This is a genomic window from Flavobacterium arundinis, from assembly GCF_038289855.1.
Taxonomy (GTDB): Bacteria; Bacteroidota; Bacteroidia; order Flavobacteriales; family Flavobacteriaceae; genus Flavobacterium; species Flavobacterium arundinis.
Window position 1 is genome coordinate 120,353 of record NZ_JBBYHR010000010.1, and the last position, 21,246, is coordinate 141,598.

Consider the following 21,246-nt stretch of genomic DNA (forward strand, 5'->3'; position numbering starts at 1 on the left):
TTTAAGATTTAAAAACTCATCTTCCCCAGTGTCTCTATCACATAATTATGCATCACCTCCTTATAGTCAAGGTGCGTTACAATGCGAAGCTTGTTCTTTCCAAGGGATGAGATAAAGATATTTTTCTGCTTCAGCTTTTCCATTAAAGCGCTTTCGCTGAATTGCGGTTTCAGGGAAAAGATAAGGATATTCGTCTCTACAGGTTCTACCTTCTCTATCCAGGGCAGTTGTTGCAGGAGGTTTCCAAGCTGTTTGGCGCGCCTGTGGTCTTCCTCCAGGCGGCCAACGTTGTTTTGCAGCGCATACAGCCCTGCCGCAGCGAGATAGCCCGCCTGGCGCATACCGCCTCCAAAAACCTTACGTATCCGCATTGCTTTATGGATGTGTTCTTTGCTACCAACAAGCAGCGACCCCACCGGTGCGCCAAGCCCTTTGGAAAGGCATACTGATATGGTATCAAATAATTCTCCGAATTGTTTTGGGTGCTGGCGTTTGGCTACCAGAGCATTCCATAACCGTGCACCGTCAAGATGGTATTTAAGGTTATTAGCTTTGCAAACCTCCCCAATTTCCATTAACGTTTGCAGGTCGTAACAGGCACCCCCGCCTTTATTGGTAGTATTTTCTATGCACACAAGACTGGTAAGCGGGCTGTGGTAAAAATCGGGCGGGTTGATGGCATCGGCTACCTGCTGTGCGGTTATCATACCACGGTTACCGTCGATCAGCCTGCTCGATACGCCGCTGTTAAAAGCTACCCCACCACCTTCGTAATTGAAAACGTGCGCCCATTTATCGCAAATAAGTTCATCTCCGGGGTTTGTATGCAGCTTGATAGCCGTTTGGTTAGCCATACTACCTGATGGGAAAAATAAGGCGGCTTCCATCCCGAAAAGGCTGGCAACAGTGTCTTCGAGCTCATTGACGGTTGGGTCCTGCTTATATACATCGTCACCTACTTTTGCCCTGAACATTTGCTGGAGCATTTCGTGGCCGGGCCGGGTTACCGTATCACTTACTAAATTTATTTCCATGATTATTAAAAAGGATGCCTTATTTTTGCTGTTACAAAACTACATTATTTATGACAAATACCGAACAAATTAAAGGTATTATAGAGCGCCTGGGAGCACTGAGGAGGTATCTTTGACGTCGACAGAAAGTTAATAGAGATTACCAACGAAGAAGAAAAAACCTTCGCACCCGATTTTTGGAACAACGCCAAAGAGGCCGAGATCATTGTAAAAAATCTCCGGTCGAAGAAAAAATGGGTGGATGATTACGAGAAAGGAAACACCATGGCCGAAGAGCTGCAGGTAATGTACGAATTCTTTAAAGAAGGCGATGTTACCGAAGAGGAGCTTGACGAGCAGTACAGGCTTACCCTTTCCCATATCGAGAACCTCGAGTTCAGGAACATGCTATCCGACGAGGGCGACAGCCTTAGCGCCGTGGTACAGATAACAGCGGGTGCCGGTGGTACCGAAAGCTGCGACTGGGCCGCGATGCTGATGCGTATGTATATGATGTGGGGCGAAAAGGAAGGCTACAAAATAAGGGAACTGAATTTCCAGGCCGGTGAGGTCGCGGGGATAAAGACGGTAACCCTTGAGTTTGAGGGCGATTATTCCTTCGGCTACCTGAAGGGTGAGAACGGCGTGCACAGGCTCGTGCGTATTTCCCCGTTTGACAGCAATGCCAAGCGCCATACGTCTTTCGCATCGGTCTACGTTTACCCATTGGCAGACGATACTATCGAGATTGAGATCAGCCCGTCGGATATTTCGTGGGAAACCATGCGTTCGAGCGGTGCCGGTGGACAGAACGTGAATAAGGTAGAGACAGCGGTGCGCCTTCGCCACCACCCTACCGGAATCATTATCGAAAACTCTGAGACCCGTTCGCAGCTTGACAACAAGACCAAGGCAATGCAGTTGCTGAAATCGCAATTGTATGAAATTGAGCTTAAAAAGCGCCAGGCTGTAAGGGACGAAATAGAGGCCAACAAGATGAAAATCGAGTGGGGGTCGCAGATACGCAACTATGTGCTGCACCCGTACAAACTTGTGAAGGATGTGCGTACAGGCTACGAAACCAGTAATGCCGAAGGCGTTATGAATGGCGAAATCGACGAATTCCTAAAAGCTTATCTAATGATGATGGGCCAGAGAACGGAGGAGCAATAAAGCTATACTGCCTTTAACCTAACTTTAACATCCTGAATTGCAGTTATTCTTAATAAAATAATTGTAATTTAGGATCTTATTTAAATAACCCATTTATAAAAGCAGCCGCCTGTTCCATAAGCAAATATGAATCAACAAACTGATTTTTTTATCCCGCTCAATGACTCCCTCAGGCTCGAAAAGCTGCGTGAATACAATATACTTGACACTTATCCGGAAGATGTTTTCGATACCATAGCTTCTATGGCTTCGCGCTTATTCGATATGCCGGGCGCTTTTATATCATTTGTAGATAAAAACAGGGTATTCTTTAAAGCTAACCTGACTTCGCTTGCAGCAGCTGAAGTAGACCGGAAAGACAGCCTTTGCTCGCTTGCCATACTTCAGGATGACGTATTTCTGCTGAACGATACGCACGAACATCCCCAATTAATAAACAATCCTTACGTTGCGGCGGAGGGCGGCATCCGTTTTTATGCGGGCGCACCACTCAAAACTCCTGAAGGCTACAATATGGGCACTATTTGTGTAATTGATGATAAGCCACGGGAAGTAACACAAGAGCAGCTTGAAATGCTTAAAACACTTTCGAAGATTGTTATCGACAAACTGGAAAACAGGCTCCGCTACAGAAGGTCGATAGAATCTCAGGTAAACCTTATGAACATCACCCTGCACGAAATAAAAAATCCGCTGGCATCTATCAACCTGGCCACCGACATGCTGAGAAAGGAGGCTTCGGATAAACCGCGCATGAACGAAGTAATAAAGACATCGGTAAACCGGATTGAAACACGCTTATCCGACCTTTTAAAACAATCGGAATTGGAAGAGACCGACTTGCTTCTTAAGATAGAGGAAGTAGATGTGAACGAGATTTTCACACGCCTGCTCAACAATTTTGAATTGCTTGCCCGCAGGAAAAAACAGGTCATTGAACTGAAGTATGATACAACCTTGCCGAAAATAGAAGTCGACAAAGCAAAAATATCTGATGTACTCCATAACCTTGTCAGTAACGCTATAAAATATTCCTATCCCGACTCTGTAATAAAGATCGCTGCAAGGGAAGCCGGTTATAACGTACATATAGAAATCAGGGATGAGGGCCAGGGACTTAACCGGAACGACGTGCAGAAGCTATTCAAGAAGTTTGCGATACTAAGCTCAAAACCAACAGGTAGGGAGACCTCATCCGGATTAGGGCTTTCTATAGCCAAATCGTTTGTTGAGCTGCACAAAGGCACCATATATGCCATGAGCCCGGGAAAAGACAAAGGGACTACTTTTATAGTTTCCCTTCCAATTAAATACATACCGGACCGCGAACCGGAAATTGAATACTGAGCATGATACTTTTTAACACCGGCCCAATTACAATATTCGTCCTAAAATTATGTTAATGAGATATTTATTCGCTATTTTTGAAAACGGAATTTAGATGAAGTGATATTGAATTAAAGAAGTTCCAAAATTACCAATGCAATACGTTACGCCTACATCACTGCTTACAAAAAACGAGTCCCACAGGCTGGAAAAGCTTCGTGATTACCACATATTGGATACCCATTCTGAAGATACCTTTGACAAAATAGCGCTCATGGTAACACAGGTATTCAACTGCCCCAGCGCCTTCATAAGCTTTATCGACGAAGACCGTATTTTTATAAAATCCAACCTGAGCCAGATGACCTTTAACGAGGCAAAGCGCAAAGACAGCCTTTCCTCACTGGCCATACTTCAGGATGACGTGCTGGTTTTTAACGACACTATGAACGTTCCTGAAATTCTGGACAACCCCTATGTTTTGGGTGGAAATGGTGTCAGGTTTTTTGCCGCTGTACCCTTGAAAACACCGGAAGGTTATAATGTAGGCACCATATCTGTTATCGATTCCCGCCCGAGGGAAGTTACACCGCTGCAGATTGACATGATGAAAACCCTGTCCAAAATTGTGATAGACAAATTGGAAAACAGGCTGCGCTACCGCAAAACTATCGAATCGCAGATCGACCTTATGAATATTGCGCTGCACGAAATAAAGAATCCGCTGGCCTCCATAAAGCTTGCAAACGAAATCATTACAAAGGACGGTACTAAAATACCCAACATGACCGAAATGATAAAGTCGTCTGTGGGAAGGATACAAGCTAAACTTTCTGACCTGCTGAAACAATCGGAAATGGAAGAGACCCAAATAGTGCTTTCTATTGAAGAAATAGACCTGAAGGAACTTTTTACCCGTCTTCAAAACAGCTTTGACCTGCTTGCTGCACGCAAAAACCAGTCTATCATATTTGAACTTCCTGACAACCCACCACCATTTTTTGCCGACAGGGCGAAGATTTCGGATATATTGCACAACTTGCTCAGCAATGCGATAAAATATTCCTACCATGGGGCAACAATAATGGTAATGGCTGCCGAGGTGAATGGAAATATACAGATAAGGGTAAAGGATAACGGGCAGGGCCTTGATGAAAATGATGTGGACAGGCTGTTTACAAAATTTGCAAAACTAAGTTCCAAGCCTACCGGAAAGGAAACATCCAACGGACTGGGGCTTTCGATAACCAAATCGTTTGTAGAGCTTCACAATGGCACCATCGAAGCTATAAGCCCAGGAAAAGACCAGGGAACATCCTTTATCGTAACCCTTCCGCTGAGGTACGAGAAAGAGCCTTCGCTATCTGAATTTAGTAGCTAAAAGCAGCCCTGGTTTCATTTTATATACTTATCTTATAGCCGGTAAATTTATATGGATATGAATAATCAAAAGGCTTTGCTGCAAGCACCTTCACTTTCCAGTGAAAAATCATTGAAAACCCTCGTGGAGAACCGTACCGTATATTCTCTCGACAATTGTGAGCTAAACCTTTTTGAAACTTATTCTGAATCCACCCTTGTACCGCTAAAGTTTAATGACCTTGTAGTTACAAGCATGCTGAGGGGAAAAAAAGTAATGCATCTGTTTGACGACCCCGGCTTTGATTACCTTCCCGGAGAAACCGTAATAATTCCCTCTAATGTAGAAATGAAAATCGATTTCCCCGAGGCTTCATTCCAAAATCCTACCCAATGCTTAGCCCTGGCAATAGACCATCGCAAAATAGAAGATACCCTTGTATTCCTTAATGAACGCTATCCCAAGGAAGATGAACTTTGGAGGCTCAACCACAAGAATTATTTCTTTTATAATAATACCGAACTGGCCAATACCATCAATAAGCTCATCCGGGAATGTATGGGCTTTTCAATTACTAAAGATGCCCTGGTGGACCTTGCTTTGCAGGAACTCCTGGTAAGGCTCATCCAGACACAGACCGCACAGCATATAAACAATGGTGCTGTTGATACGCGTAGTGTTATCTATGCCATTACACAATACATCCGCGCTAATATTACTAAAAACATCAACCTGAAAGACTTGAGCGAAAGGGCATGCATGAGCACCACATCTTTTTACCGCTATTTTAAAAGGGAGCTCGGCATGAGCCCTATTGAATATATACTCAATGAAAAAATAAAGCAGGCGAAGCAATTACTTAAAAACCCGGGAATACAGATAAACGAGGTATGTTTTATGGCGGGTTTTGATGACTGCAATTATTTTATACGGCTGTTTAAAAAATATGAAGGCATTACCCCAAAGCAATACCAGATGCTGTATGTGAATTAATCTTCGAGATACCGAAGTGGTTCAAGACCGGCACTTTCTTCGGAGGTAAAAAGGCGCGACTCAATCATGAACCTTTTTCCTAGCGGTATCTCCAGCGAAAAGCTGGCTCCCCTCCCATCGATGGCAGTAAGCGTAAGGTGGGTGTGCTGCCAATATTCATACTGGTCGCGGCTCATCCAGAATTCACAGCCTTCTACCACCCCAAGGCAAACATCACTGTAACCCAGCTTAAAATCGCCTTTTTGAAAACACATGGGCTGCGAACCGTCGCAACAGCCGCCGCTTTGGTGAAACATCAGTTCTCCATACTTATTTTTTAATTCGTTGATAAGTGCAGTTGCCTGGGCTGTAATGCCTATTCTTTTATACATAATAATCAGATTAAAATTAATAAAAAAGAAGGCTGCCCGCAGACAGCCTCCTCAACCAAACTAATAGCTTTTAAAAAAACCCAAGCCTCTTTTTATCGTAAGAAATGAGCATATTTTTTGTTTGCCTGTAATGTTCGAGCATCATTTTATGGTTTTCACGCCCAAAGCCCGATTTTTTATAACCGCCAAACGGTGCATGGGCCGGATAAGCGTGGTAGTTGTTTACCCAAACCCTTCCTGCTTTAATAGCCCTTGGTACCTGGTAGAGTTCGTGGGCATCGCGTGTCCATACGCCTGCACCAAGCCCGTAAAGCGTATCATTTGCAATTTCTATCGCTTCTTCGGTAGTTTTAAAAGTCGTCACACAAACCACAGGCCCAAAGATCTCTTCCTGGAATATCCTCATTTTATTATGCCCTTTGAATATCGTAGGCTGAATGTAGTAGCCGCCACCGAGTTCACCTTCAAGCTGGTTGGCATCGCCACCTGTAAGCACTTCGGCACCTTCTTCTTTGCCTATCTTAAGATATGATTTTATCTTTTCAAACTGGTCATTGGATGCCTGTGCCCCCATCGCGACCGTTCTATCCAGCGGATGACCGATTTTTATGGATTCTGTACGCGCTATAACCCTTTCTATAAACCTGTCGTAAATATCCTCATGTACCAGCATCCTTGACGGACAGGTACAAACTTCGCCCTGGTTTAAAGCAAACATCACCGCCCCTTCAATAGCTTTGTCGAAAAAATCATCATCGGCATCGCCAACTGACTTCAGGAATATATTTGGCGATTTACCTCCAAGCTCCATGGTAGAAGGGATAATGTTCTCAGCGGCATACTGCATGATAAGCCTGCCCGTGGTGGTTTCACCTGTAAAAGATACCTTGGCAATCCTTGGCGACGTAGCAAGCGGTTTCCCTGCCTCGATACCAAAACCGTTCACCACATTGATAACCCCGGGCGGAATGACATCCTGCAAAAGTTCCATAAGGATAATAATAGATACGGGGGTCTGCTCTGCGGCCTTGACAACCGTACAGTTACCTGCCGCAATGGCGGGTGCGATTTTCCATGTTGCCATAAGCAAAGGGAAATTCCAAGGGATTATCTGACCAACCACTCCAAGGGGTTCGTGCAGGACGATACTAACGGTATTTTCATCATGTTCTGCTATTGCGCCTTCTTCGGCCCTGATAACGCCTGCAAAATAGCGGAAATGGTCGATACACAACGGCAGGTCGGCAGCAAGTGTCTCGCGTATGGCCTTACCATTATCAATAGCCTCCACGGTTGCCAAATACTCAAGGTTGGCTTCCATCACGTCAGCGATCTTATTCAGCACATTGCTGCGATAGGCAGGCGACGATTTGCCCCATGTTTTAAAAGCTTCGTGTGCTGCATCAAGCGCAAGGTCAATGTCTTCTTTTGTTGAGCGCGCCGCTTGGGCAAATACTTTTCCGTCAATCGGCGATACATTGTCGAAATACTCCCCTTTAACAGGCGGTACAAATCTTCCACCGATAAAATTATCATACTTTTCCTTAAAATCAGGCCTTTGTACTATACTCATATACTACTATTTTATATTGTTGTCCTCCAAAAGTACCCTACTACAACGTTTTAGAATAGCATAAATCATTCAATTGATAGCACATATCAGTCAATATCTTACAAATAAAAAAGCCCGCAGATGGCTGCAGGCTATATGAAAAAGTATAAGTATATGTTATATGAATAGGCTTAATATGTAATACACTATCGCCGCAAGGACAGCAGATACAGGTATTGTGAGTATCCACGCCCATACTAGGCTCACTGTAACTCCCCAGCGCACAGCCGAGACACGTTTTGTAAGGCCAACACCAATGATCGATCCTGTGATAGTATGTGTTGTACTTACAGGTATTTTCAAATGCTCTGTGAAATATAAGGTAAGGGCGCCGGCAGTTTCTGCGGCAACGCCTTCAAATGATGTTACTTTGGTTATTTTCGACCCCATCGTTTTTACAATTTTCCATCCGCCGCTCAGTGTTCCCGCTGCTATCGCAGAGTAACAGGCCAACGGTATCCATCCCGGCATTTTACCGTCTACCCCGTCTTTCGGAAGTACAACGTCAAGCCACTGATCCATGTGGGTATCGCCGCTTGTATGAATGTATACAGCAACTGCTGCTGCTATGATACCCATTACTTTTTGAGAATCGTTACCGCCATGGCCAAGGCTGAACGATGCCGAAGAAAGCAGCTGCATCCTTTTTAGCCACGATTCTGCTTTGCTGTGTGTAAGCCTGCTAAAAAACAGGCAGAAAGTGCTTATCGTAAGTATTATGAATGCAACCAAAAGCCATTTTATGTTGTGCGGCTCAAACGCGATACTCCAAAAATGCGACTCAAAACGCGGTTTCTTGATCTCATCATAGCCCTGCATCATAAAATATACAAACACTATTGTAGCTATCATTAAAGAAGCTGTAAATATCTTTGGATAGATCGTGTCTTTTCTTGAAGAGTTTAACAGCCATATGGAAATAAGGTAGGATACCAGCGCACCGAGCAATGGCGCCAAAACAATAAAGGCTATGATGATAAGCACTCCCGAGGGCATTCCGCCGTCTTTACCCGGTGTATACCAGGAAACTACATCAAATCCGGCATGGGCAATAGCTGCTCCGGCAAAGCCCCCAATAAGGGTGTGGGAGGAACTTGAAGGTATCCCGAGCCACCATGTAAGCAGGTTCCAGCAAATTGCTGCAATGACACCTGCCAGGATAACCACAAGGTTAATATCCATAGTATGGGCTGTTTTGGCAACTGTATCGGCAACGCCAAAGCCAAATACCCAATAGGCAAGGAAATTAAAAAAGGCCGCCCAGACTACCGCCTGGAAAGGCGTAAGCACTTTGGTAGCTACAATGGTTGCGATAGCATTCGCAGCATCATGGAAACCGTTGATGTAGTCAAAAATCAGCGCTAATACAATAATTATTATCAGGAGCGTCATAGAATGGGTTGCTATGGTTGGTTATGAATGCTTTACAGAGATAGACTCCAGCACATTTGCTACTCCTTTGCATTTATCGGATGCCGATTCCAACGCTGACAGCACCTCTTTGTATTTGATGATATTTTTGGCATCCGTTTCGTTTTCGAAGATATCGGCTACTGCTTTATCAAAAACATTATCCGATTTATTTTCAAGTTTATTGATCCTTTTGCACACATCGGCAATGCCTTTCAGGTTCTTCATGTCTTTCAGTTCTGATACACCTGCATGTATCAGCTGGCAGCTTTCCAGGGTGATCTCTGTCATTTTCCTGATCGACTTCGTGATTTTTTCTACCTGATACAACCTCATCCTGCTTGCTGCACCATAAAGGTAGTCTGCAACATCGTCTATGGATGAAATAAGCGCATGGATATCTTCCCTGTCAAAGGGCGTGATAAAGTTTCTGCTTAATTCCAGGTTGGTTTTATGGGCAATCTCTTCTATTACAGCTTCAAGCTCTTCTATTTTCCTGAAATAAACCTCGCGTTGCTCTTTTGGTGCGTTGACAGCTTCGTGAAGTGTTTCGGCCAGTACTACAAGGTTTTGTGTTGCCTGCTCAAAAAGCGGGAAGAATTTCTTGTCTTTTGGAACAAGGAATTGGAAAATACTGTTTATAGACATTTACAATAAATTTTATGCGGCAAAGGTATTTTAACAATGTTAAGAAATAGTTAAGCGATTATGAACTTGGAGTTATTAAATCGAGTTTATACCTCCATTAATAAATAACAGATTCGCAATATATTCTAAAACTATCAAACGTTTTCGTATTTTAGCGGCGTAAAATTACACTCCGGTAACAAATATACAGATACAATGGATATTAACTTCAACAAAAACGAAGATCATAATAAACTACTACTTTCAGACCTGAAGCAAAGGCTTGTAAAAGTTAAGCTTGGCGGGGGCGAAAAACGCATTGAGAAACTACACGCTGAAGGCAAAATGACAGCACGGGAGCGTATTGAATACCTTCTTGATAAAAACAGCAAAAGCATAGAGATAGGCGCTTTTACCGGAGACGGGATGTATGCTGAGCATGGCGGATGCCCCAGCGGCGGCGTGGTAGTGAAAATTGGCTACGTGAGTGGGAAGCAATGTATTGTTGTTGCCAATGATGCCACCGTGAAAGCCGGTGCGTGGTTCCCTATAACCGGGAAGAAAAACCTTCGTGCGCAGGAGATAGCCATGGAGAACCGCCTCCCAATAATCTATCTTGTAGATAGCGCCGGGGTATACCTGCCGTTACAGGACGAGATATTTCCTGATAAGGAGCATTTCGGGCGTATCTTCCGTAATAATGCCATCATGAGCAGCATGGGTATTACCCAGATCGCGGCCGTGATGGGCAGCTGTGTGGCTGGTGGGGCTTACCTGCCTATAATGAGCGACGAAGCACTTATTGTCGATAAAACAGGCAGTATTTTCCTTGCGGGAAGCTACCTTGTAAAAGCAGCCATTGGAGAAACCATAGATAACGAAACCCTTGGCGGGGCGACCACACATTGCGAAATATCGGGTGTGACAGATTATAAAGCCAAGGATGACAAGGACGCATTGGACAGAATTAAAAGTATCGTTGGCAAAATAGGCGATTATGACAAAGCAGGCTATAACCGCATCAAGGCCGAAAAACCTGCAATGCCGGAAGTCGACATCTACGGTATCATTCCCAAAATGCGCACCGAGCAGTACGACATGATGGAAATCATCAAACGTTTGGTAGATAACAGCGAATTTGATGAATATAAAGGAGGTTACGGCCAAACAATTATTACAGGCTATGCCCGCATCGACGGTTGGGCTGTTGGCATTGTAGCCAATCAGCGTAAGGTAGTAAAATCGAAAAAAGGCGAAATGCAGTTTGGCGGTGTTATCTATTCTGACAGTGCCGATAAGGCAACCCGTTTTATAGCGAATTGCAACCAGAAGAAGATACCGCTGGTTTTCCTTCAGGATGTTACCGGTTTTATGGTAGGATCTAAGTCTGAACATGGCGGCATCATTAAGGACGGCGCTAAAATGGTAAACGCTGTAAGCAACTCGGTAGTACCTAAATTTACAGTAATAGTAGGCAACTCCTATGGCGCGGGCAACTATGCCATGTGCGGAAAGGCATACGACCCAAGGCTGATATTCGCCTGGCCGAGTGCCGAGCTTGCCGTAATGGGCGGTACCCAGGCCGCTAAAGTTTTAATGCAGATAGAAGCCTCATCGCTTAAAGCAAAAGGCGAAACCATTACCCCTGAAAAAGAAGCCGAAATGTTCGACAAGATTAAGGCGCGTTATGATGCGCAGGTGTCCCCATACTATGCCGCTGCAAGGCTATGGACGGATGCGATCATCGACCCGCTGGATACGCGAAAATGGATATCTATGGGTATTGAGGCGGCCAACCATGCCCCTATAGAAAAACAATTTAACCTTGGTGTGATACAGGTGTAAATTACTATATTTATAGGAGAAAAACTTTTATGGCTTATAGGGCATTAGTGTATTTCATATGCATCCTTGCAGGACTTGTTATTGCATTTGCGTCATTAATGCTTTCGGATATGATAATGATCACGGATGAATGCTACTATCATACCCATAAGCCTAATTTTATGATTTCTATACTTTACGATTTTCCTTCCTGGAATGGTAGTCATCCTGTTCCAGGCATTTTCTTTATGGCGCTTATGGCTATTTGGGGTACGGCCTTGGGCTGGTATGTTGCAGGAATCAAAATACGTAAAACCTATAAATAATTTACAATATATGAAAACCATAGCAGCACTGTTTTTCTTTTCTGTACTGAACTGTATTGCCCAGACATCAGGCAGGATCATAAAAATTGACAATTTCCAGTCGAAATTCATTAACGCCCGCAATGTACAAATTTGGCTCCCGCCGGGCTATGACACTAATAAAAAAGAAAAATACCCTGTACTCTATATGCACGACGGCCAAAATGTTTTCGACAAAGGAAATGCCGGGTTTGGCGTAGCGTGGGAAGCAGATGGTACGGCTGAAAAACTAATAAAGGAGGGAAAGGTAAAACCGTTTATTATTGTGACGGCAGCACATGGCGATAGCCTGCGCTATATGGAGTACTTTCCTGAAAAGGCAGCTAAAAACTTTACTGACGAAGACAACAAAGTTTTTAAAGAGCTTTCTGAAAAAATGAATGTGCAGGTGAACTGGCTTGCCGATGAATACCTTCAATTCATGATACGCGAACTGAAGCCATACATTGACAAGAATTACAGGACACTGCCGGATGCAAAAAACACTTCGGTTTGCGGAAGCTCAATGGGCGGGCTGATATCGATGTACGGGATTTGCGAATACCCTGAAGTTTTTGGCCAGGCTGCCTGTGTTTCGACACATTGGCCATTGCTGTTTGACAATAATAATATGCATCCGTCTGAGGCGGTACGGACCTATATGAAAGACCACCTCCCCTCACCAACAAACCATCGCATTTATTTTGACTACGGCACCGAGACACTCGACCAGTATTATGAAGTACATCAAAAAATGGTGGATGAGATAATGCAGGCGAAAGGCTTTACAGAGGGAACGAACTGGGTAACGCGTAAATTTGAGGGCGCTTCGCACGACGAGCAATCGTGGCAGGACAGGATGGATGTAATACTTGAATTTCTTTATGGAAAATAGGCCGCCCCCACTTTCGGAAACTGAACTAGAGGAACTTGCCGCACAGTTGCGCTGCCCCGATGGCGAAAATGGGCTGAAAGTAGGTGAAATGATGAATTTTACCAACAGTAACATGATAGCCAAAGCAATCGTCGGGCTGCATCTTACCGAAGGCGACGAGATACTGGAAATCGGCCCCGGCAACGGCATGCATACCAAAGAAATCATCTATAGCGCTGAAGAGATTAATTACAGGGGGATTGATATTTCACCGGCTATGGTGAAGGAAGCACAAAAGCGGAATAAAGGCTTATCAACAGTTTCCTTCCAATTGACGGATGGGGAAAAAATACCCTATGGTGAATGCAGGTTCAGTAAAATACTCACTACCAATACTGTTTATTTTTGGAACGACCCGCACGCATACGCCAATGAGATTGCACGGGTGCTGAAACCGGGAGGTATTGCCGTTATCGGATTTATCCCGGAAAGCACCATGCGGCACATTCCTTTTGCAAAATACGGTTTTACGCTCTATGATATTGAAACAGTTGCCAGGCTTATGGAAACAGCTGGATTGGAAGTAGTTTCGGTAAATACGGAAAAAGAGTTTGTAACCAGCGAACGGCAGATCGAAAGAGAGTTTGTTATATTTACAGCAAAAAAGTAATGAAGACAATTATAACGTGCCTGTTTTTTGTTGTTACCTGTTTATCACTAAGCTTTCAAAAATTTGGGAAATCTGGCGTTGCATATTACAATACCATTGCTGCAACAGATACGCTGCTATGGTATACAGAACTTTGCGACCACACCGGCACTTTCGATAAATCGAAATATACCAAAAAGCAGCTACAGGACACTTATAAGCTTTGGTACAGTAACAGATCATTGTTACTGTCAACACGGGACCTGGAAACCGACCCTGAAAAATACAATAGTTTTGACAGTAAAGGCCAGTTAAAGTTGCTGAAAAAGGAGTATGCAGCAAAGAAAAAGGAACTCAAAAACCTGGCACTGGTTAAAGGGAATATTTGGGAGGAACTGCGGCAGAACAGGCTAAAGAACCTTGACGAATGGTACGAACTTTCGACAATTAACCTTGAGGCACACTCCAATCCTCAAATACTGTTGAATAACCGGTTCTCCAAATACTGCCCTGAATATGCTGAAGTACTGGTATCGAATGACACATTAAAACTAATGGAATGTTGGGGCAGGCTTATGAGCAAACAGGAGAATCGTAATTTTTCAGAAGCTTCATTCAATAAATACACAAACACTCTTAGTCCGGAATCGAGGCTTGCACACGCAAGATCATACATACTGGCTTACGGCTGGCACAATTGCGCTATCAGGCAAATTAACCATGAGATTCCCAATGTAAATTATCAGGGGGAATTTGAAAAATTATTTATTTCGGTAGAAACGGAATGCGACGAGCCTTAAATATTTCGGCATGATGTAACAATTTCCTACATTTAGTGACCAATAAGCCAAACACTCCAGCCATGAAAAAAGTATTATTACTTGCTATTGTTTTCGTCGGAATATATTCGGCAACTGCACAAACCTATACGCGCCGTGACAGCCTCCAGGGCGGCCTACGGAAGGAACGTACCTCTTTTGACGTGCAGCGTTACGACCTCAATATAAAACTTGATCCTGAGAAAAAATATATAAGCGGCTACAACGACATTACCTTTAAAGTCGTTGAAAACACAACAAAAATACAGCTCGACCTTTTCGAAAACATGAAAGTTGAAAGTATAGAGCTGAAAGGTAAAAAACTGGAATACAAGCGGGATAACGACGCCGTGTTCATCTCTTTTCCAAAGGAGTTGAAAAAGGGCAGCGAAGAAACGTTGCGTTTCTATTATTCCGGTAATCCTGTTATTGCAAAAAATGCACCCTGGGATGGTGGCTTCGTATTTTCTAAAGACGGTGCAGGCAAACCCTGGATAGGCGTTGCGGTACAGGGTACGGGTGCAAGCCTTTGGTTCCCGGTAAAAGACCACCAGACGGATGAGCCTGAAAAAGGAGCTTCCGTGAAAGTGGCGGTACCAAACGGATTGATGGATGTTTCCAATGGGCGTTTCATGGGCAGCACCGACCTGAAGAATGGCTATACCCGCTGGGACTGGGAAGTAAAGAATCCTATAAACAACTACACAATTACCCTGAACGTGGCCGACTATGCACACATACACGACAGCCTGCGTGGCCTTGACCTGGATTATTATGTGCTGAAACAAAATGAGGAGAAGGCCAAAACACATTTTGAGGAGGTAAAGCCCATGTTGGAATGTTTCCAGTCGAAATTTGGGCAATATCCTTTCTTCGAGGATGGCTACAAGCTGGTGGAAACGCCTTACCTGGGTATGGAGCACCAAAGCGCAGTGGCTTATGGCAACAAATACAAAAAGGGCTATATGGGCAGCGATATGAGTGGTACCGGGGTAGGTATGCTTTTTGACTATATCACGATACACGAAAGCGGCCACGAATGGTTCGGGAACAGCATTACCTCTAAAGATATTGCCGATATGTGGATACATGAAGGCTTTACAACCTATTCTGAAACGGTTTTTGTTGAATGCCTTTATGGTTATGACAAAGCCATGAAGTACATTACGGGGCAGCAGATGAGTGTTGCCAATAACAAGCCTGTGATTGGCGTATTTGGTGTAAACAAAGAAGGTTCAGGTGATATGTACTTTAAAGGGGCGTTGATGCTGAATACGTTACGCCATGTAGTCAACGACGACGACAAATGGTGGAAGATGCTGCTTAAATACTCTGAAACATACAAGAAGAAAGTGATTGATACCGAAACGGTGATAGCATTCTTCAGTAAAGAAACCGGCATGAACCTTACGCCATTCTTCAATCAGTACCTGCGTTATAAAAACCCTCCTATCCTGCAGCTAAAACTAAACAATGGAAAGCTGGAGTACCGCTGGCAGACAGATGAGGCCAACTTTAAGCTGCCGGTAGGTATTATAGCAAATGGCAAAGAAGTACGTCTCTTTGGTACCAATGACTGGAAAACATCGGATGTAGATATAGCTGATTTGAAGGATGTAGCATTGCAGAAAACAAAATTTTACGTGAAAGTACAGAAGCTTTAGTTATCAGCCTGCCTGCCGGCAACTGAGAATATTTTTTTTTAATACACTTTTCCTGCAAGCACATTATCGCAGAAATCAGCAAATCCGGTTCCCACTTGGCCAAAATCTTCCATATCCCTGAACGGGGAGCTATCGTAGAATTCGCCTACCTGTCCATACAGTTCTGAGGCTTTATCACAGCAAATAAAGAAATTACCCCTATCGCTCCTGTGCCCTACCGAAAGCCAGAAAATAGGCTGGTAATCAGGTTGTGCATCACAATCAAAATAATTTACTGTAAGGGACAATGCTTCCATAAGGCCGTAAATGTACAGGTCCTGACTAGCAGGTTTCATAGTATTGTTGTCTACAGTGCTAAGGTAATCCAGGTATTCATCAGGTATCTCGAATTGCTTTTTCCGTTCGTATGGCAGCCTTTCGCTATTTGATAAAGCATGGAGCAATACTCTTTTTATTGCCGATTCTAAATAGCTGCCACCGGCAAAGCCTAAACTTGTACTTTCTTTTATTAGCCGGTCAAAAACCGATTCTTTATTGTTTTCCATTTTATTTTAGGTATTTCTTTGCAATCTTGTAGCGCTTCCTGTTGAATTCGTCGCCCATCTCTTCCCGCGTATATTCTTTTACTATAGCTATTATTCCCTGGGATTCGAGCCAGTCTAGTTTTTTACCAGGGTCATAACCGTCTGTAAAGTTCAGCCCTTTTCGCGTTGCCGTTTCAATCGTCCAGGGATACCAGTTGACGCCCCATATTTCCCAGTAATATTCGAATTCATCCGTTTGGAATGCTTTGCATTGAGTTACCAGTTCCTGCCAAAATTGGTGCAATTGTTCTTCCATTTAAATCTATTGAAATAAGAATCCATCCTTACTGTAATAATTTTACCTCAGTAATAAGCACCTCAAGGGGCAAACTCATAGTAATCCGCTCTGCCATTGTTTCAGCCTGCCTGCGATCCATATTGCCACTGATAGCGGCTTTTCCGCCTTTGATTGGCGCGGTGACCATTGGGCAGCTCAAAACCCTTCCATCAAGGACAATGGCAAGAAATTTTCGGGTATTCTTACGTGTAAGCGCTTCCCAGGCAGCTATATATTTGTCTTTGAATTCCAGCATTACATCATAATTAATCTTATTGTAAGACCGCTGAACATCCGTTTCTTCAAGCATATCTATAGTAACCGGGGGCTGCGCATTATCGGGAGCCCTGATCGCGTAAACAAGAACTCCCGGAGCATTTTTTTCGGGCAGGCCAAAAACGAATGACAGTCCGGCGGGCAATAGCTTTTTCGATTCGGGACGGCTAACAAGCCTCATGAACTCCTCTGTGCGTATTATCGGGCAAACCCCTATCACTGCGACATCGGCAAACTTACGGTCCAGCATTTCCTCAAATCGCATTACATACGCAGTATAGCCGTTTGCAATTTCATGAGCATTATCCGCCAGGCTGTCAGCAACGCGGCCAATAGCATCCATGGCAGCATTGAGCTCGGCAGTTTCGTAGGTTTCATATATGGCGAACTTATCCTGGTAAAAGCAATGGGGCGCTTTATCGCTGCCTTCGCACGGCATTTTGGCGATTATCATATTCTTTTCTATTGTAATATCAGCACGAAGGTTTTTGCTTTTTAATCGCTTACCTATCAATTCGATAGTAGCCTGTTTCTGCGCATCAGTAGCGGAATGATCCGTAAATTCAGCTTTGATCTGGTTGCAAGGCGGTTGCTGGGCGCAGCCGGACAGTGTCAGCATAAAAAAGATGCCAAAAACTGCTATTTTATTTTTAATAAATGTCATAAAACTATTGTTATGGTATAATATAAACCTCTTCATCTACATTGGTGAGCTTACCGGTATTGGCGTTGACATAGTAATCCCGTACCGAATATTCCCCTTTATCAGGAATCGATTCGGGCTCTTCCTGTATGTGCCAGCAAAATGAGTCAATTTCAGGATCGTAAGAAATCCCTACACCGGATATTACGCCTTTATATTGTTTTTGTGATTTTACCAGTGTTAATGCCTTGCAGACATCAATGAACTTGTCAAATTTCGGGTTATCCGCTATTGATGGAATCATATCCCCGGAAAGGACTTTATAAGCATGGTCGAGGAGAATCTCAAAATCATAATTATATATGCCGTACTGTACCGTATAGCTGATAGTGTAACTGGCTTTATATTTGGAAAGGTTATATAATTCTGTAGCCGGCGAGTTTTCATTCATGCCTTCGGGATAGTTGACATAAATGTATTTTAACTTGCACTTTTTTTCGAAAGCGGCACCGGAACGCTGCTTTATATAGTTGCCCGCAGCACTTATGGCCCCATTGGCATAATCTGAAATACTTGTAATACGGTGACTGTCGCCGTACTTATCATTAACTGCAAAGAATACGGAACTGTCACTGATCATCTCCTTAACTGGAGAAAATACTTTGTCGCTGTCCTTGCATTGGCCGAAAGCCTTAGCAGAAAGCAGGAAGGCAAAAAGAGATAGAATCTTCATTGGAAAAATCAATTGGTTACGGCCCGAAGATACTATTTTTAGTCGTATTTTACCTACTTCATCCAAGTATAACCAAGCCTTGCAAAGCCCCTGACTTTCCGGATTTATTTAACGGCCTGCGACCTTTCATTCACTTCATCCGAATGTCAGGAAAATGCTGACGCTTGCACAAAACCAGGGACTTTGTTAAAATTACAATTATTTCAAAATTTTAGTCGCGTTTTACCTTACCCGAACCGGTTTCCGCAAATTTTTCAACGAAAATAATGTCTTTAGGTTTTTCAAATTTCCCTAAGCCTTTAAAAGTTGCTCTATCTACATCAAAAGATTCGCCTTCAATAACGAGCACAAGCTTTTCTCCCAATATTTCATCAGGTACACCTTTTACATAAAAACGCCTGTCGATCCTGCCGGAAAGCTTCTCCTCTATTTGTTCCGGGAATAGCTTTACGCCGCCGCTGTTGATAACATTATCATGACGGCCCAGCCAGATAAAGTGGGTATCATCCACTATTTTCACCACATCATTGGTCACAACCGGTTCATCGCAAATAAGGAACGGGTCGATCACAAGGCAATGCCTTTCATCTTCGCTAATCTTCACATTGGGTAGTACCGTAAAGGCTTCCTCCCCTATCCTCTTGGCAGCAATGTGGGTTATGGTTTCTGTCATGCCGTAGGTTTCATATATTGCTGTCGAAAGGCCTGCCAGCTTATCGCTTAGCGCCTGACTTACTTTAGCCCCACCCAGTATTAGTTTCTTTATCATGTGCAGCTTACCTAACGAATGCTCTGCCTGCAACGGTACCATTGCGGCAAAATCATATTGGGTTTCACTACGCTCCAGCGGATGGGAAACCGGCGCCACAAGGTCCATATCCCAACCAAGGATAAATGCCCTTACCAACATCATTTTCCCGGCGACATACTGGGTTGGCAGACAGTGCAGTACCTTGATTCCTGCAGCCAGGTCGAAAAACTCACCGGTTGCCAGGGCTGAATTTACCATTGCTTGCTTTTCTACCCTGATCAGCTTTGGGTTCCCCGTAGTGCCCGAGGTATGCATTTCGATATAGCTGTTCTGGTCAAACCAATACATCAGGAAATCGCCTACCGCCCTTTCAAAAGGTTCTCCCTCTTTAATAAAGCTATAAGCGATACGCGTAAGGTCGTCTTCACTAAAATGGAATCCGTTGAGTTTGAATTTGGGGTGCACAAAATGGTAATCCGGGTTATTCATGGGTTTCGGTATTTATTAATTCATTATTTTCCTGGAGTTGCAGTACTATTTTTCCTGTGAGTTTTTCGCGCCATCCTTTCCATTTATACTTGTAGCTAAACAGGAGCAATAAAAGAGGGTAAATTACCAGTACCGGCAATACGATATCAAATCCGGCAGTTGGTTCGGATACGTCTTTAAAAACTGAATAGGTTTGGAAAGCAGTCCAGTCGGCAGTAACCAAAAGTGCTGCAATAAGGTTATTGGCAGCATGGAAGCCAAGAGCAAGTTCGGTACCTTCATCCATAAGGGTCATAATCCCCAGTGCAAGCCCGGTGCCGATATAATACACTGAAACGATATACCCCATTTTTGCCACTTCGGGATTAAAGATGTGCATTCCGCCAAATATTACCGATGTCATGACCAATGGAAACCACCTGTTTTTGGCAAGCAGACCGAAGCCCTGCATGAGGTAGCCACGGAAAACAAGCTCTTCAACACTTGTCTGTATGGGTATCATTACTATTGCAATTACTGCCAATACAGCAAATTTTCCGGGGTCGAACTGAAGTATGTACTTCCCCGGTTCGGAATAATAGGCAAGCAATATCATACCGGCAGAGAAAATACCCCATACCATAAAAGAAAAAAATACCCGCTTCCAGTCTACCTTAGGCCTTGATGTGATAATTTCCCTGAATTTCTGGTAATGCATTTTGCGGACTACCAGCACCAACGCCACCATAGCAATCGCAAATGAAAGGAGAATGAAGAATAAAGTAAGGTTAAGGTCGAGAAATTTCATGATTCCCGCTTCGTCAACAGGCATAGGCCTGCCAGATTTTAACTTTTCTAACGCAATAGCTATAATCCATGGTATTTGCCCTACGAAAGATGCTCCTATAACAATAACAGACCCCGCTAAATATTTCCAAAATTTGTTTCCCGGCTTAAAAGCCTGTACTATAAACATAAGCGTTTAGGAATTAATTTAAAATTATGTTAGCACTAAGTTAGATGAATTTTCAATTAATAATAACTTTCTTTGCAAAAAGAATTGAATGATTACCATCTATCATAACCCCATGTGCAGCAAATCCCGCGAATGCCTGCAACTGCTGGAGTTAGAACAACTACCTTTCACTACTGTAAAATACCTTAATGAGCCTCTTTCGAAAAAAGAAATGAAAGAGCTTCTAAAAAAGCTGGGGATAAAGCCGATTGAGCTTGTAAGGCAAAAAGAAGCTGTCTGGACCTCCGGGTACAAGGACAAAAAACTGACGGATACCCAGATAGTTGAAGCTTTGGTCCAACACCCAATCCTTATCGAACGCCCAATAGTTGTGAATGGCGACAAAGCCATCATAGCCCGCCCTGCCGATAAGGTGCATGATATACTATAATCCTTTTAACAAATATTTAAGTTTTCAACATTAAACCTTCGGCTATTTAG

22 protein-coding genes are annotated in these 21,246 nt (G+C 43.6%); 11 read left to right on the forward strand and 11 right to left on the reverse strand.

The window, feature by feature from the left end:
* Positions 1-8: 8 nt before the first annotated feature.
* Complete coding sequence (locus AAEO56_RS16610) at positions 9-1,034, reverse strand: threonine aldolase family protein (protein ID WP_341698195.1); 1,026 nt, start codon at positions 1,032-1,034, stop codon at positions 9-11.
* Between the two features lie 50 nt (positions 1,035-1,084).
* Here AAEO56_RS16610 and prfB point away from each other — a divergent pair.
* The 4 genes from prfB to AAEO56_RS16630 all read left to right on the forward strand — a co-directional run bounded on the left by prfB (position 1,085) and on the right by AAEO56_RS16630 (position 5,865).
* Positions 1,085-2,186 (forward strand): peptide chain release factor 2 gene (prfB, locus tag AAEO56_RS16615; RefSeq protein ID WP_341698196.1). Its coding sequence is split into 2 segments (ribosomal slippage): positions 1,085-1,147 and positions 1,149-2,186, totalling 1,101 coding nucleotides; the frame shifts between segments, so codons are not numbered across the junction.
* Between the two features lie 126 nt (positions 2,187-2,312).
* Positions 2,313-3,533: a GAF domain-containing sensor histidine kinase gene (locus AAEO56_RS16620; RefSeq protein ID WP_341698197.1), complete on the forward strand. Its 1,221-nt coding sequence runs from the start codon at positions 2,313-2,315 to the stop codon at positions 3,531-3,533.
* A gap of 133 nt (positions 3,534-3,666) precedes the next feature.
* On the forward strand, positions 3,667-4,893 hold the full coding sequence (locus tag AAEO56_RS16625) for a GAF domain-containing sensor histidine kinase (RefSeq protein WP_341698198.1): 1,227 nt from the start codon (positions 3,667-3,669) through the stop codon (positions 4,891-4,893).
* Between the two features lie 57 nt (positions 4,894-4,950).
* Positions 4,951-5,865, forward strand: a complete 915-nt coding sequence (locus AAEO56_RS16630; protein ID WP_341698199.1) for an AraC family transcriptional regulator — start codon at positions 4,951-4,953, stop codon at positions 5,863-5,865.
* Here AAEO56_RS16630 and AAEO56_RS16635 read toward each other — a convergent pair.
* From AAEO56_RS16635 to AAEO56_RS16650, 4 genes are all read right to left on the reverse strand, one after another.
* Positions 5,862-6,236, reverse strand: a complete 375-nt coding sequence (locus AAEO56_RS16635; protein ID WP_341698200.1) for a DUF779 domain-containing protein — start codon at positions 6,234-6,236, stop codon at positions 5,862-5,864. The genes AAEO56_RS16630 and AAEO56_RS16635 overlap by 4 nt on opposite strands.
* 70 nt (positions 6,237-6,306) lie before the next feature.
* On the reverse strand, positions 6,307-7,809 hold the full coding sequence (locus tag AAEO56_RS16640; RefSeq protein ID WP_341698201.1) for an aldehyde dehydrogenase family protein: 1,503 nt from the start codon (positions 7,807-7,809) through the stop codon (positions 6,307-6,309).
* A gap of 156 nt (positions 7,810-7,965) precedes the next feature.
* Positions 7,966-9,240, reverse strand: a complete 1,275-nt coding sequence (locus AAEO56_RS16645; RefSeq protein ID WP_341698202.1) for an inorganic phosphate transporter — start codon at positions 9,238-9,240, stop codon at positions 7,966-7,968.
* Between the two features lie 21 nt (positions 9,241-9,261).
* Positions 9,262-9,906: a DUF47 domain-containing protein gene (locus tag AAEO56_RS16650; RefSeq protein WP_341698203.1), complete on the reverse strand. Its 645-nt coding sequence runs from the start codon at positions 9,904-9,906 to the stop codon at positions 9,262-9,264.
* Between the two features lie 195 nt (positions 9,907-10,101).
* Between AAEO56_RS16650 and AAEO56_RS16655 the strand changes: the two genes are divergently transcribed.
* The 6 genes from AAEO56_RS16655 (at position 10,102) to AAEO56_RS16680 (ending at position 16,058) form a co-directional block, all read left to right on the forward strand.
* Complete coding sequence (locus AAEO56_RS16655) at positions 10,102-11,730, forward strand: acyl-CoA carboxylase subunit beta (RefSeq protein WP_341698204.1); 1,629 nt, start codon at positions 10,102-10,104, stop codon at positions 11,728-11,730.
* A 29-nt stretch (positions 11,731-11,759) separates the two neighbouring features.
* Complete coding sequence (locus tag AAEO56_RS16660; RefSeq protein ID WP_341698205.1) at positions 11,760-12,035, forward strand: hypothetical protein; 276 nt, start codon at positions 11,760-11,762, stop codon at positions 12,033-12,035.
* 10 nt (positions 12,036-12,045) lie between these two features.
* Positions 12,046-12,948, forward strand: coding sequence for an alpha/beta hydrolase (locus tag AAEO56_RS16665; protein WP_341698206.1), 903 nt, complete (start codon positions 12,046-12,048; stop codon positions 12,946-12,948).
* Positions 12,938-13,597, forward strand: a complete 660-nt coding sequence (locus AAEO56_RS16670; RefSeq protein ID WP_341698207.1) for a class I SAM-dependent methyltransferase — start codon at positions 12,938-12,940, stop codon at positions 13,595-13,597. The genes AAEO56_RS16665 and AAEO56_RS16670 overlap by 11 nt, the downstream gene beginning before the upstream one ends.
* On the forward strand, positions 13,597-14,376 hold the full coding sequence (locus AAEO56_RS16675) for a hypothetical protein (RefSeq protein ID WP_341698208.1): 780 nt from the start codon (positions 13,597-13,599) through the stop codon (positions 14,374-14,376). The genes AAEO56_RS16670 and AAEO56_RS16675 overlap by 1 nt, the downstream gene beginning before the upstream one ends.
* A 62-nt stretch (positions 14,377-14,438) precedes the next feature.
* Positions 14,439-16,058: a M1 family metallopeptidase gene (locus AAEO56_RS16680; protein ID WP_341698209.1), complete on the forward strand. Its 1,620-nt coding sequence runs from the start codon at positions 14,439-14,441 to the stop codon at positions 16,056-16,058.
* A gap of 38 nt (positions 16,059-16,096) precedes the next feature.
* On the opposite strand, the gene AAEO56_RS16685 is transcribed toward AAEO56_RS16680, so the two are convergent.
* The 6 genes from AAEO56_RS16685 to AAEO56_RS16710 form a co-directional block, all read right to left on the reverse strand.
* Entirely contained in the window at positions 16,097-16,603 is a 507-nt protein-coding gene (locus AAEO56_RS16685; RefSeq protein ID WP_341698210.1) for a hypothetical protein, read from the reverse strand.
* A 1-nt stretch (position 16,604) separates the two neighbouring features.
* Positions 16,605-16,898, reverse strand: coding sequence for a hypothetical protein (locus tag AAEO56_RS16690; protein ID WP_341698211.1), 294 nt, complete (start codon positions 16,896-16,898; stop codon positions 16,605-16,607).
* A 28-nt stretch (positions 16,899-16,926) separates the two neighbouring features.
* Positions 16,927-17,859 carry a SecDF P1 head subdomain-containing protein gene (locus tag AAEO56_RS16695; protein WP_341698212.1) on the reverse strand — a complete coding sequence of 311 codons (933 nt, stop codon included), beginning with the start codon at positions 17,857-17,859 and terminating at the stop codon, positions 16,927-16,929.
* Positions 17,860-17,869: 10 nt separating this feature from the next.
* Complete coding sequence (locus AAEO56_RS16700) at positions 17,870-18,571, reverse strand: hypothetical protein (RefSeq protein ID WP_341698213.1); 702 nt, start codon at positions 18,569-18,571, stop codon at positions 17,870-17,872.
* Positions 18,572-18,782: 211 nt separating this feature from the next.
* Positions 18,783-19,811: an AMP-binding protein gene (locus tag AAEO56_RS16705; RefSeq protein ID WP_341698214.1), complete on the reverse strand. Its 1,029-nt coding sequence runs from the start codon at positions 19,809-19,811 to the stop codon at positions 18,783-18,785.
* A complete protein-coding gene (locus AAEO56_RS16710) occupies positions 19,804-20,766 on the reverse strand; it encodes a CPBP family intramembrane glutamic endopeptidase (RefSeq protein WP_341698215.1) in 963 nt (320 codons plus the stop codon). Before AAEO56_RS16710 ends, AAEO56_RS16705 begins: the two co-directional genes overlap by 8 nt.
* An 88-nt stretch (positions 20,767-20,854) precedes the next feature.
* On the opposite strand from AAEO56_RS16710, the gene arsC reads away from it, so the two are divergent.
* Positions 20,855-21,196, forward strand: coding sequence for an arsenate reductase (glutaredoxin) (gene arsC, locus AAEO56_RS16715; RefSeq protein WP_341698216.1), 342 nt, complete (start codon positions 20,855-20,857; stop codon positions 21,194-21,196).
* Positions 21,197-21,246: the final 50 nt, after the last annotated feature.